Below are 1105 nucleotides of genomic sequence, written 5' to 3' on the forward strand. Positions count from 1 at the left end.
GAGCATCCAGTTTTTCAAGCAGTGTCAGGCTCTGGCTTTTGATAAATCGCGCCATATTCAGCGCAGTTTGTTGCTGTTTGTTCACCTTCCGTTGTTCTCCGTCAGTACCGGGTGTCGGGTGGACCCTGACCAGGTGGTAATTGTAAGACGTTGCGGGCGACGGTATTACAATTGCACATCCTGTCCTGTTTTTTTAGGACGTATCATGGCACAGCATATCAACTGATAAATAATCCCTGTGCAGTGCAGCCGCTGTTGCATAAAATTTCGCTCTGCGTCGAGTGTTTCTTAATCAATAATTCCGCTGATACTCCGGAAAAACGCGAGTCTGTTCTCATGCCTGAAATGCCCACACCCCACGCAAAAACAATTTTTTGCTGATTTTTCTTTATAAATAGAGAGTTATGACAAATTAGTTCTTCTTGCTCTCTTTGTGATATTTAAAAAAGCGGTGTCGGCGCGGTGTTGTAGCTGCGCCAACACCGCTTTTTAGGGGTGGTACTGACTATTTTCATAAAAAACATCATTTTATATTAGGGGTGCTGCTAGCGGCGCGGTGTGTTTTTTTACAGGACGCCCCTGGGGGCGCTGCTAGGGGTGTCTGTTCAGATATGTAGCAATGAGTCAGGGATTCACGAACTGAAAATGTCCGAAAATGTGTCTCATGGGCACCGTATGCGCCCAAACCGATCGCCATTCACTTTCATGCATAGCTATGCAGTGAGCTGAAAGCGATCCTGACGCATTTTTCCGGTTTTCGCTTGGTAAAACATCTCTTTTTGCGGTGTTCGCGGCAGAATCGCGTTCAGCGCGTTTTAGCGGTGCGCGTAATGCGACGTTATGGTAAATGAGGCTGTTGAGTTATTAATGTTATGTCGTAATGTACGTATATAATTCAGGCGAAGATGAGAAAAGATGAATAGATCTGATATGAATTACCATGATTACTCATGGACGGCTGTACAAGGAGATAATCCACGAATGACTAAGCTAGATGCCACGCGCTTTAGCCGTCATGAGGGTTATGAGGTGTTAGATTTGATTAATTCCTTCCAGGCCAAAGGGGGTGGTGCTCTGACGCTAAAATCACAGCAGATTATCGAGT

Annotated in this window: 1 protein-coding gene; it reads right to left on the bottom strand. The window is 45.3% G+C overall.

The annotated features are described in order from the left end of the window. Positions 1-85, bottom strand: an 85-nt coding sequence (locus GH681_RS23150) for a Rop family plasmid primer RNA-binding protein (protein WP_153163845.1), incomplete at its 3' end; no start/stop codon positions are given. Positions 86-1105: the final 1020 nt, after the last annotated feature.

It is taken from the genome of Zoogloea sp. 1C4 (genome assembly GCF_009469605.1).
Lineage (GTDB): Bacteria > Pseudomonadota > Gammaproteobacteria > Burkholderiales > Rhodocyclaceae > Zoogloea > Zoogloea oryzae.